The sequence below is a fragment of the Dysgonomonas sp. ZJ709 genome (genome assembly GCF_011039195.1).
In the GTDB taxonomy this organism is placed as follows: Bacteria; Bacteroidota; Bacteroidia; order Bacteroidales; family Dysgonomonadaceae; genus Dysgonomonas.
In genome coordinates, this window is record NZ_JAAKEM010000005.1 from 179,763 (window position 1) to 190,905 (window position 11,143).

The following is an 11,143-nucleotide window of genomic DNA, read 5'->3' on the forward strand; positions in this document are numbered from 1 at the left end:
AAGTCTTCTCGACTTTTTCTCTGTGGTTAAAAGTCAAGATTAACTCAATGTCATTTCGTTACGATAAAAAATATTTAATATTTTTTATCGTTCTGGTAACACCTTTATAATCAGAATTAACTATATTTGTACGTATTAGCCTTTTTAACTAAACAAACATTACAAACTATTTTCTTCTCTTTTTTGAATTTGCGATATGTAAATACTTAATTAGTCCCAGTTCTTCAAACACAAACAATATTTGAAAAATCAACAAACTTTATTTACTTAACCCCTTAATTATGAAAAAACTTTCAACTTTACTTACTGCGGTTCTATTTTTTGTCTCATGTAGTAATGATGATGAAACATCTGTATCGGGACAAAAAGAAATCAGATTTTCTACCGAAGTCGTTTCCACAAAATCAGGGTATGAAAGTGCTCTGATCGCTAAGGACCAACAAATTGGAGTGTTGATTGCAGAGAATTCTGCAACTCCGGCAACAATCTATGAGCAAAATCTGGCTTATACAGCCGATGGCGCTGGTAGCTTGGCAGGAATCACCCAGTACTTTCCAACTAACGGTAATAGTCTGAAAATATCAGCTTATCACCCTTACTCGGCAACCGAAAATGCGACTTATGCATTTACTGTGTTAGCAGATCAAACAGATGCTCCGAGTATTCATGCTTCAGATCTTTTGCATTGTGCAGAATTTGTACAATCAGCTACTACAGCGCAAATTGTATTGAATTTTAAGCACAAATTATCCCAGATAACCTACACGCTAAGTGCAGGCAATGGCTCTCCTGACCTTGCAGGTGCTAAAGTAAGCGTTGTGAATGCTTTTTCTGCAATAGAATTTAATCGTTTAACGGGTGTTTTAGGTTCAACATCTAAAATGCAAGAAGTGCAACTTGGCGAAGGTGTCGGAATAATCGTACCACAAGAAGTTGCTGCCGGAACTAAATTCTTAAAAATAACATTGGCTTCGGGTAAACAGTTGTATTACACTACACCTAGCAATATAACATTGGTTTCGGGTAAGAAATACAATTTCGATCTTCAGATTAATCTGAGCGATGCGTCATCTATAGGCACATCGGTAGAAGAGTGGGAGACTGGTGGCACAATAACCGGAGGCGCTGAAGAGGAAATTTCGGAGAAGTTGTTACCTGCACAGATTAATTATGAATTTCCGGAGGCTACATGTAAATATGTATTTACTTACGGCGATTTAAACCGTTTGTCGGTACTGGAGATGTATAATAAGCCATACCCAACTTCGAAGCCGAACATGATAGAATATAGCCACATTACCTTCGAATATGATGATGAAGGTAATGTTATCGGTTATCGTGGTAATCTGCCGAACGAAAATAATCCTGCCAGTTCAGCTACATCAAATGCGACTTTCATATATAATGATGTTGCTAAGCAGGTAACATTAAAGGAAGATTTTACTATGTATGGTTCGACAAAGACAAACACATATATATTTGATGTGGATGAAGAAGGAAGATTTTTATCTGGCGATAAATCTAATTACACAGTGGTTCCAGAGCATGAATATGATGAAAAGGGTAATTTGGTAAAACGCACCGAAAATTATTCAGATAATTCCGGAAATGTATTTAAGAATGTGACTGTTTATCAATATGATTCTAAAAATAGTATTCTTAAGAATCTGAATATACCGGCATGGCTTATCAACTATTTTTCAAACCAAATAAATTCAAAGAGTTTGAACAATGTTAATGACCGTAGTATCGCAATTTATAAGAATGGTAATTTGCTACCAGAAGATGATACAGTATATGCTTGGGCATATACATACAACGCTCAAGATTATCCGACAGCATTAGTATATACTTTAACTGATAAAATCACAAATAAGGTATGGACATATACGACAACTGTTACATACAAAGCGTGGAAGAAGTAACAACAGGATTAATATATGTTTGAGCCTTTTAGCATGTGTCTAAAATAAGAAAAGCTCGTAGAAGACTATTCTACGAGCTTTTTTATTATGTTATCTGACTGATCACATTTCCAAATCAATATCGAACAATTCGTGCCAAGGCAATCCTTGTTTGTTTAATTGTTCCATAAACGGATCAGGGTTAAATTCTTCTACATTATATACACCCGGTTTGCGCCATAGACCTTTCATAAACATGATAGCACCGATAGTTGCAGGAACGCCGGTCGTATAGCTTACTCCCTGTGCACCTGTTTCTTTATAGGCAGCTTCGTGCGAACAGTTATTATATACATAATAAGTGCGCTCTTTACCATCTTTCAAACCTTTGATACGGCAGCCGATTGAAGTTTCGCCGATATAGTTTTCTCCTAGTTCACCCGGATCGGGAAGCACAGCTTTTAAGAATTGGATAGGAACGATTTCCACACCATTATATATAACAGGGTCGATACGAGCCATGCCTATATTTTGTATCACACGTAGATGTGTAAGATATTCTTGTCCGAATGTCATCCAGAAACGGGCACGTTTAAGAGTCGGGAAGTTTTTCACCAACGATTCTAATTCTTCGTGATAAATTACATAAGACTCTTTCGGTCCGATATTAGGATAATTCAGTGGTTTATGTATTTCGTGCGGTTCGGTTTCTATCCATTCGCCATTTTCCCAATACTTTCCTTTTTGAGTAACCTCACGTATATTGATTTCAGGATTGAAATTTGTAGCAAAAGCTTTTCCGTGATCACCTGCATTGCAATCTACGATATCAAGATAGTGAATTTCATCGAAATGATGTTTCGCTGCATAAGCAGTAAATACACTTGTAACGCCCGGGTCGAATCCGCAACCTAAGATAGCAGTCAATCCGGCTTCTTTGAATCTGTCTTGATAAGCCCATTGCCATCCATACTCATATTTAGCTTCATCTTTAGGCTCATAGTTTGCAGTGTCGAGATAGTTAACACCACAAGCCAGACAAGCATCCATTATTGTAAGATCCTGGTATGGAAGAGCTACATTAATCACCAACTCTGGTTTAAACGAATTGAATAATCTTTTCAAATCTTCCACATCGTCAGCATCCACTTTGGCTGTTTGTATCTTATTTCCACCAATAGCTTGAGCTATTGCATCGCATTTCGATTTTGTGCGGCTGGCTAGCATGATTTCTGTGAAAACATCAGAGTTCTGTGCAACTTTATGAGCTACAACGGTTCCAACTCCACCGGCACCTATAATTAAAATTTTTCCCATTTTAAATTTCTTTGATTATTCCAATAACTAATGTTAACTAATCCTTAAAATAATAAGTCTACTTACTTTTTTTATACAAAAGTAGCACTAAAAAATGAATAATGATTATATTTGCTATGACATTAACAGGGTATGTCAGCGACCATGAACAGATAAACACAAGTTCTTAGACATTTTTTAGACTTAGAAATTGTTATAAATTTTAACTAATTTAGGGATATTATGTACCTGATACTTAGGGTTGTTTAAACAACTTTGACGAGTTGGTACTTTTATTTCATTTTATAATTTAAAACAGGGTTTATCGTATTTATAGAAATAGAAAATGAATAAATAATATAATAAATAAATAGCTTATGTCACAGAAGATTGGGCATATCTCACAAATAATCGGTCCGGTAGTGGACGTTTGTTTTGAGACAGGTGATCCAGCATTGAATTTGCCAAAAATTAATGAAGCTCTTGAAGTAAAAAGACCCGACGGTCGTTCTTTAATCCTCGAAGTTAAGCAGCATATCGGTGAAGATACAGTTCGTACTGTTGCAATGGACAGTACAGACGGACTTCGTCGTGGGTTGGATGCTTTGGCTTTAGGCTCACCGATAACAATGCCAATAGGTGATCAGGTAAAAGGACGTTTAATGAATGTAGTAGGTGATGCTATCGATGGTATGTCTTCCCTTGATAAAACAGGAGGCTCACCTATTCATAGAGAACCGCCGAAATTTGAAGAGTTGCAAACAAGCCGCGAAGTCCTTTTTACGGGTATTAAGGTTGTAGACCTTTTAGCTCCGTATGCAAAGGGAGGTAAAGTAGGTTTGTTTGGTGGTGCCGGAGTTGGAAAGACCGTATTAATTATGGAGCTTATCAACAATATTGCTAAGAAACACAACGGATATTCGGTATTTGCCGGAGTAGGAGAGCGTACCCGTGAGGGAAATGACCTGCTTCGCGAAATGATCGAATCGGAAGTAGTTCGCTATGGCGATGAATTTAAGAAAAGCATGGACGAAGGAAATTGGGATTTGTCGAAAGTAGACCCTAAAGAGGTCGAAAAATCGCAAATCTCACTTGTGTTCGGACAGATGAACGAACCTCCCGGAGCACGTGCCGATGTGGCACTATCAGGGTTGACAATTGCGGAAGCTTTCCGTGATGCAAAATCAGACGGTCCGAAAGATATCCTGTTGTTTATTGATAATATATTCCGTTTTACGCAAGCGGGTTCAGAGGTGTCTGCTCTACTTGGACGTATGCCATCGGCTGTGGGTTATCAACCTACACTGGCTACAGAGATGGGAGCGATGCAAGAGCGTATCACATCGACCAAAGATGGTTCTATTACATCGGTGCAAGCCGTGTATGTGCCTGCCGATGACTTGACCGACCCTGCTCCGGCTACAACGTTCTCGCATTTGGATGCGACGACAGTACTAAGCCGTAAGATTACCGAGATGGGTATTTACCCTGCTGTGGATCCGCTGGATTCATCATCACGAAGCCTTGACCTTAATGTTGTAGGTCAAGATCATTATGATACAGCACAGCGTGTAAAACAAATCCTTCAGCGTAACAAAGAACTTCAGGATATTATTTCTATCTTGGGTATGGAAGAACTTTCGGACGAAGACAGAGAAACTGTAAACAGAGCGAGACGTATACAACGTTTCCTTTCGCAACCGTTTAACGTTGCCGAACAGTTTACAGGTGTTCCCGGAGTGATTGTTGACATTCAAGATACTATCCGCGGATTCAAGATGATATTGGACGGTGAAGTGGATCACTTACCTGAACAAGCATTCCTGAATGTGGGTACAATTGAAGATGCAATAGCAAAAGGTGAAAAACTATTAGCTCAGGCAGCTGACTAAAAAATAGATTATGAGAAGTTCAGAACTCCAATTAAATATTATATCGCCCGAAAAAAGATTGTTTTCGGGGGCAGTGTCATCTGTCATTATTCCCGGTATAGCCGGTAGCTTCGGTGTTCATCCCGACCATGCTCCGCTGATCTCACCTCTCAAAGAGGGGGTTATTACGTATAGCGTGAGAGGAAATGATAAGACACTGGACGTAAAAGGCGGAATTGCCGAAGTGAATAATGGTGTGGTAACTATTTGTGTAGTATAATATATGGATTTTTTCAGAGCTAAACTGGTAACCATTATTCTTGCATTCGGATTAATAGCCGGAGGACTTATCGGTGCATTGTTGTACTTTCAGTTACCCGATTATTATCCAAATTGGTTCGAAGGTATTTTGCTCTACTTCTTGGTGCTGGAATCTTCGGTAGTAGCCTATGTTGAGGCACAGAGCCGAAAAGCAACACAGAGACAGTTGCTTAATACATACATGCTGACCAAGATAGTTAAGATATTTGCCTCTATTATATTCGTAGGTATATATGCTTTGGTTATCAAAGAAGGGATAAAAAACTTTATTCTTATTTTTATGTTGTTTTATCTTCTTTACTTATTTGTGGAAACACTTATATTTACGAGGATAGAAAAACGGTTGAAGGAAAAAAAACAATAGAATGAAACACTATTTGAAATACATCTTAACATTCCTCTTTATCTTTTCCCTAGCAGGCGTTCAACCTGTTATGTCGCAAGACGGAGCAGAAGGGCATGAAGCACAAGCAGAGGAAAAGGAATTGAATGTTAAAGAATTGATTCTGGATCACTTGGCCGATGCCTACGAATGGCATCTGACTACTATCGGCGAAACACATGTTTCTATTCCTTTACCTATAATTGTAATAGGTGAGGAGAGTGGTCTGAATGTGTTTATGTCTTCTAAATTTCATCATGGGCATGAGGCTTACAAAGGCTTTTACATTGCTCAATCGGGAGATCACAGAGGAAAGATAGTAGAGAAGAATGCAGCCGGAGAAGAAATTCGCCCTTGGGATTTTTCATTGACAAAGATTGCTGTCAGTTTGATTATCAGTTCTATCCTGCTTATCATTATTGTGATGAGCGTTGCCGGATGGTATAAGAAACAAGCTAAGAGCGGAGAACACAAAGCCCCGAAAGGTTTTGTAGGCTTTATGGAAATGTTTGTAATGAGCGTTCAGGACGATATTATTAAACCCTGCGTAGGCAAGAACTATAAGAAATTCTCTCCATACTTGTTGACGGTATTTTTCTTTATCTTCTTCAACAATATTATGGGCTTAATCCCAATCTTCCCGGGAGGTGCAACAGTTACAGGTAATATTTCGGTAACATTGATATTGGCATTGTTCACATTTGTGATAGTCAATTTCTTTGGAACAAGAGAATACTGGCGAGAAGTTTTCTGGCCCGATGTACCAACATGGCTAAAAGTGCCGATTCCTATTATGCCTGCTATCGAGTTGGTCGGAGTATTCACTAAGCCTTTTGCATTGATGATTCGTCTATTTGCAAATATATTGGCTGGTCACTCTATTGTACTCGGATTAACATGTTTGATATTCGTTACAGCCAATATGGGTCCTGCAATAAGCGGCTCTATGACATTTGTATCGGTATTGCTCAATGTGTTTATCAGTCTGGTAGAAATATTGGTTGCATACATTCAGGCTTATGTGTTTACTATGTTGTCGGCTGTGTTTATCGGCTTGGCACAGATAGAACCACACCATCATAAAGCAGAAGAACATTAAAACGATAAAATACAATACATTTAGAACAAATAATTAATTAACTATAAAATAAAAAAATTATGTTACTATCAACTTTATTACAAGCAGCAGATGCTGCAAGCTTAACAGGTTTTGGTGCTGCACTAGGAGCAGGATTAGCTGTAATTGGAGCAGGTCTGGGTATCGGTAAAATTGGTGCTTCTGCTATGGAAGGTATCGCACGCCAACCGGATGCTGCGGGAGATATCCGTACATCGATGATTATTGCAGCAGCTCTGGTTGAGGGTGTTGCTCTATTCGCTGTGGTAGTATGTGGATTTATTCTATAATTGACCCCTAAAACAAGAAACTATGTTATTATTACCTGAATCTGGGCTTCTGTTTTGGATGCTTCTATCTTTCGGTATTGTATTCTTCATTTTGGCAAAATTCGGTTTTCCCGTAATTACCAAAATGGTTGACGAACGCAAAACATATATCGAAAACTCTTTAGATGCAGCCAAAAAAGCTAATGAACAATTGGCTACAATCAAGCAAAAAAGCGATGAAATATTGTCGTCGGCTAAAGCAGAGCAGGTGCAAATCTTAAAAGACGCAGCCGAAACACGCGATCGTATAGTAAACGAGGCTCGTGATCAGGCTAAAGTTGCAGGGATGAAAGAATTGGAAGAAATCAGAAAGCAAATACAAGCAGAAAAAGATCAGGCTATCCGCGACATTCGTCGTCAGGTAGCAGAATTATCTGTGGATGTTGCCGAAAAAGTGCTTCGCAATTCGTTGAAAGACCCTAAAGAACAAATGTCAATGATTGATCGCCTGGTTGATGAGGCTTTAGTTTCTAAATCTTAAATGTTATGAATGAAGGGATGATCTCAAAGCGATATGCTAAAGCTCTGTTGCTATATGCGGTGGAACAGAAATCTGAAGATGTAATTTTTTCGGAAATGAAAAAACTTGCTTCGGCATTTGCCGGTGAGCCGAAATTGCGTATGGCAATGGATAATCCTATGGTGACTGCTACAGATAAGATGGAACTGGTGAAAGCAGCCGTGGGAGGTAAAGCCAGCCCGGCGCTTATACAATTTATGCATCTGGTGTTGAAAAACAAACGTGAGGCGTATCTGCAAGTGATTGCTTTATGCTACTGCGATTTGTATCGCGACTCTAAGCATATAAATATAAGCAGGCTTGTAACTGCTACATCTGTAGACAATACTGTGATAGAGAAGATGAAAGGTTTGTTGCAAACAATCAAACCCGGAACACTCGAATTCGAAACAAGTGTTGATCCGAGTATCGAAGGAGGATTTGTTCTCTATATAGATACCTATCGACTTGATGCCAGTGTGGCTTCTCAATTGAAACGAATCAAGCAGAGATTTGTCACCGAAAACAGTAAGATTGCATAAACAAAGCTCTCAGTAAGAGCCGAGAAGTGAATTATATCACTAAATTTTAATAAAAAGAAGTTTTATGTCTGAAAATATAAAAGCAAGCGAAGTCTCCGAGATATTGAAGATGCAACTCGCAAACATCGACAGCCGTGTGCAGTTTGACGAGATTGGTACTGTTCTTGAAGTAGGGGATGGTGTTGTTCGTGTATATGGACTTAAAAATGCAGAATCGAATGAGCTTCTAGAGTTCGACAATGGCATAATGGCTGTTGTGATGAACTTGGAAGAAGACAACGTTGGTGCTGTATTGTTAGGCCCATCTGACCAGATAAAAGAAGGATTTACAGTAAAGCGTACCGGCCGTATTGCCTCTATTAATGTAGGGATGGGTATGCTTGGACGTGTAATAAATCCGCTTGGTGTGCCTATCGATGGAAAGGGACCTATTACCGGCGAATTGTTGGAATTACCATTGGAGCGTAAAGCACCGGGTGTAATCTACCGCCAACCTGTAACTCAACCTTTACAAACCGGGCTTAAGGCTGTGGATGCGATGATTCCTATCGGTCGCGGACAGCGTGAGCTTATCATCGGTGACCGTCAAACAGGAAAAACTGCAATTGCTATCGATACTATTATCAATCAGAAGTCTAATTATGAGGCAGGCGATCCGGTATATTGTATCTATGTAGCTATCGGTCAGAAAGCATCGACAGTAGCAAATATTGTCGAAACATTAAAAGAAAAAGGTGCGCTCGATTATACGGTTATTGTATCGGCAACAGCAGCCGAACCGGCAGCTGTGCAGTACTTCTCGGCATTTGCCGGAGCTACTATCGGAGAGTTTTTCCGCGATACTGGTCGTCATGCATTAGTAGTATATGATGATTTATCGAAACAGGCTGTAGCATACCGTGAAGTTTCGTTGATTCTTCGCCGTCCTCCGGGTCGTGAGGCTTATCCGGGCGATATTTTCTACTTGCATTCCCGTTTGCTGGAACGTGCGGCTAAGATTATCAATCAACAGGAGGTGGCCGAGCAAATGAACGACTTGCCGGAGAGTCTTAAAGGTAAGGTTGTTGCAGGAGGTTCGCTTACTGCATTGCCTATCATCGAGACACAGGCTGGTGACGTATCGGCATATATCCCGACTAACGTAATTTCGATTACCGACGGACAGATATTCCTCGATGTTGACTTGTTTAATGCTGGTATGCGTCCTGCTATTGATGTAGGTATTTCGGTTTCGCGTGTTGGTGGTTCAGCTCAGGTAAAAGCCATGAAAAAAGTGGCAGGTACGTTGAAGATTGATCAGGCTCAGTATCGTGAATTGGAAGCATTTACTAAATTCGGTGGTGATCTGGATGCTGTTACAGCAATGACTATCGACAAAGGAAAGAAAAATACAACATTGTTGGTTCAGCCTCAATATGCGCCGATGCCTGTTGAAAGACAAATCGCTATTCTGTACTGTGGTACAAACGGTTTGTTGAGACAAGTACCGACCGAAAAAGTACATGATTTTGAAACTGAATTTCTGAGAACATTGGAAATGCAACATCAAGCAACTGTACTAGACGTATTGAAAGCCGGAAAGATCAACGAAGAAGTAGAAGGTATTATAAAGAAGGTGGCTAAAGATGTAGCCTCTCAATATAAAAAATGATTGAATTATGGCATCTCTTAAAGAAATAAAAACCAGAATAAGTTCTGTAAATAGTACCAAGAAGATTACCTCTGCCATGAAGATGATTGCATCGTCTAAGCTGCATAGGGCTCAGTCGGCAATTTCCAACTTCTTGCCTTATCAGCAGAAATTGGATGCCATACTGACTAATCTTTTATCGTCGGATGCTACTTACGATTCTCCTTTTATTCAGGAAAGAGAAGTTAAGAGAGTGGGCATAGTTGTTTTTGCTTCCAACTCGTCGCTTTGTGGTGCTTACAATGCCAATGTTATTAAAGATTTCACTGCTACTTACAATAAGTTTAAGCCTCTGGGTAAGGAAAATATACTGATATACCCTGTGGGTAAGAAAATAGCTGATACTGTAAAGAAACAGGGATTGAAGTCGCAAGGTGATTACAAAGAGATGGCCGACAAACCGGCTTTTCAGGATGTACAGGCTTTAGCGAAAAACCTGATCAGTAAATTTGTTAACAGGGAATTGGACGAAGTGGTTTTGATATATCATCATTTCGTTTCCACCGGTTCGCAAAAATTACAAAATAAGGTTTATCTGCCATTCGATTTGTCTCGTCCCGAAGCTAAAGACGGAGCAAGCAATAGTTATGGTGTGGATTATATATTCGAGCCATCGAAGGAAGAGATTCTGGAGAGTTTGATTCCGACTGTTCTTTATTCTCGTCTCTATGCTGCACTATTGGATGCTACGGCATCTGAACATGCGGCACGTACGGTAGCTATGCAGATAGCAACCGATAATGCAGAGGAGTTGAATCAGGAATTGACGATAGTATATAATAAAACACGTCAACAAGCTGTTACTAACGAATTACTTGATATTATTGGTGGAGCTTCGGCTTTACAATAATCTAAGAATAGATTGAAATAAAAAAAGACTAGCCGTTTGGTTAGTCTTTTTTTGTGATGTTTTGAAAAATTTATCTGTATTTCTCTTTGTCATTTCGAAACGTAGTAAGAAACCTATCGCTATTATTGCAAAAGCATACTATGAAATAGATACCTTACTGTGTGTCGGGATGACTCTTATATTTGTTTTATAATTTACTATTCAAAAAGCAAGGTTAATTTTATTCTTTTGTTGTAAAAAAGTAGAGATTAACCGATTATCAAAAGTAAACTATGGGATGACATAAAGTTGAAACTTTATTTCTTGAATTAGACTTTTGATAATCAAGCTGAAGATACCATA

The 11,143-nt window shown here is 39.1% G+C and carries 11 protein-coding genes; 10 read left to right on the top strand and 1 reads right to left on the bottom strand.

Features of this window, described 5'->3' with window-relative positions; translation table 11 throughout:
- Positions 1 to 281 precede the first annotated feature (281 nt).
- Positions 282 to 1,925: a fimbrillin family protein gene (locus G7Y56_RS06035; RefSeq protein WP_165041928.1), complete on the top strand. Its 1,644-nt coding sequence runs from the start codon at positions 282 to 284 to the stop codon at positions 1,923 to 1,925.
- A 102-nt stretch (positions 1,926 to 2,027) separates the two neighbouring features.
- Here G7Y56_RS06035 and G7Y56_RS06040 read toward each other — a convergent pair whose 3' ends face one another.
- Positions 2,028 to 3,221, bottom strand: coding sequence for a saccharopine dehydrogenase family protein (locus G7Y56_RS06040; RefSeq protein ID WP_165041930.1), 1,194 nt, complete (start codon positions 3,219 to 3,221; stop codon positions 2,028 to 2,030).
- Between the two features lie 356 nt (positions 3,222 to 3,577).
- Between G7Y56_RS06040 and atpD the strand changes: the two genes are divergently transcribed.
- The 9 genes from atpD to G7Y56_RS06085 all read left to right on the top strand — a co-directional run bounded on the left by atpD (position 3,578) and on the right by G7Y56_RS06085 (position 10,801).
- On the top strand, positions 3,578 to 5,092 hold the full coding sequence (gene atpD, locus G7Y56_RS06045) for a F0F1 ATP synthase subunit beta (RefSeq protein WP_165041932.1): 1,515 nt from the start codon (positions 3,578 to 3,580) through the stop codon (positions 5,090 to 5,092).
- A gap of 10 nt (positions 5,093 to 5,102) precedes the next feature.
- Positions 5,103 to 5,351 carry an ATP synthase F1 subunit epsilon gene (gene atpC, locus G7Y56_RS06050; RefSeq protein WP_165041934.1) on the top strand — a complete coding sequence of 83 codons (249 nt, stop codon included), beginning with the start codon at positions 5,103 to 5,105 and terminating at the stop codon, positions 5,349 to 5,351.
- A 3-nt stretch (positions 5,352 to 5,354) separates the two neighbouring features.
- Positions 5,355 to 5,756: a hypothetical protein gene (locus tag G7Y56_RS06055; RefSeq protein WP_165041936.1), complete on the top strand. Its 402-nt coding sequence runs from the start codon at positions 5,355 to 5,357 to the stop codon at positions 5,754 to 5,756.
- 1 nt (position 5,757) lies between these two features.
- Positions 5,758 to 6,873 (top strand): F0F1 ATP synthase subunit A, encoded by a 1,116-nt coding sequence (gene atpB / locus G7Y56_RS06060; protein ID WP_165041938.1) that lies wholly within the window; start codon positions 5,758 to 5,760, stop codon positions 6,871 to 6,873.
- A 59-nt stretch (positions 6,874 to 6,932) separates the two neighbouring features.
- Positions 6,933 to 7,181, top strand: a complete 249-nt coding sequence (gene atpE / locus G7Y56_RS06065) for an ATP synthase F0 subunit C (RefSeq protein ID WP_165025872.1) — start codon at positions 6,933 to 6,935, stop codon at positions 7,179 to 7,181.
- A 22-nt stretch (positions 7,182 to 7,203) separates the two neighbouring features.
- Entirely contained in the window at positions 7,204 to 7,701 is a 498-nt protein-coding gene (gene atpF / locus G7Y56_RS06070) for a F0F1 ATP synthase subunit B (RefSeq protein ID WP_165025875.1), read from the top strand.
- Between the two features lie 5 nt (positions 7,702 to 7,706).
- On the top strand, positions 7,707 to 8,261 hold the full coding sequence (locus G7Y56_RS06075; protein ID WP_165041940.1) for a F0F1 ATP synthase subunit delta: 555 nt from the start codon (positions 7,707 to 7,709) through the stop codon (positions 8,259 to 8,261).
- 64 nt (positions 8,262 to 8,325) lie between these two features.
- Positions 8,326 to 9,912 (top strand): F0F1 ATP synthase subunit alpha, encoded by a 1,587-nt coding sequence (atpA, locus tag G7Y56_RS06080; RefSeq protein ID WP_165025881.1) that lies wholly within the window; start codon positions 8,326 to 8,328, stop codon positions 9,910 to 9,912.
- Between the two features lie 7 nt (positions 9,913 to 9,919).
- Positions 9,920 to 10,801 (top strand): F0F1 ATP synthase subunit gamma, encoded by an 882-nt coding sequence (locus tag G7Y56_RS06085; RefSeq protein ID WP_165041942.1) that lies wholly within the window; start codon positions 9,920 to 9,922, stop codon positions 10,799 to 10,801.
- The last annotated feature ends 342 nt before the right edge of the window (positions 10,802 to 11,143 follow it).